Origin of the sequence: Paracoccus sp. UBA889 (assembly GCA_002294185.1) — a bacterium.
Classification (GTDB): domain Bacteria; phylum Pseudomonadota; class Alphaproteobacteria; order Rhodobacterales; family Rhodobacteraceae; genus Paracoccus.
Map to the genome: position 1 here is coordinate 1 of DBFD01000057.1, position 780 is coordinate 780.

Annotated in this window: 1 protein-coding gene; it reads left to right on the forward strand. The window is 63.5% G+C overall.

The window, feature by feature from the left end; translation table 11 throughout:
• Nucleotides 1-780: elongation factor Tu (locus B4L36_RS11770; RefSeq protein WP_292957360.1), on the forward strand; the 780-nt coding region annotated here is incomplete at both ends.

A 780-nucleotide genomic window follows, 5' to 3' on the forward strand; every position in this document is an offset into this window, starting at 1 on the left:
ATGGCAAAGGCAAAGTTTGAACGGACGAAACCGCACGTCAATATCGGGACGATCGGCCATGTTGACCACGGCAAGACGACCTTGACGGCGGCGATCACGAAATATTTCGGCGATTTCCGCGCCTATGACCAGATCGACGGCGCCCCCGAGGAGAAGGCGCGGGGGATCACGATCTCGACGGCGCATGTGGAATACGAATCGGATGCGCGTCACTATGCGCATGTCGATTGCCCGGGCCACGCGGATTACGTCAAGAACATGATCACCGGCGCGGCGCAGATGGATGGCGCGATCCTGGTGGTGAACGCGGCCGACGGCCCGATGCCGCAGACGCGCGAGCATATCCTTCTGGGCCGGCAGGTGGGCATCCCCTACATGGTCGTCTACCTGAACAAGGTCGATCAGGTCGATGACGAGGAACTGCTGGAACTGGTCGAGATGGAGGTGCGCGAGCTTCTGTCCAGCTACGATTATCCGGGCGACGACATCCCGATCATCAAGGGCTCGGCGCTGGCGGCGCTGGAGGGCCGTGATCCCGAGATCGGCGAGAACTCGATCCGCGAACTGATCAAGGCGGTGGACGACTACATCCCGACGCCCGAGCGCGCGGTGGACCAGCCGTTCCTGATGCCGATCGAGGACGTGTTCTCGATCTCGGGGCGGGGCACGGTCGTGACCGGCCGGGTCGAGCGTGGCGCGGTGAACGTGGGCGACGAACTGGAAATCGTGGGCATCCGCCCGACCCGGAAGACGACCTGCACGGGCGTCGAGATGTTCCGC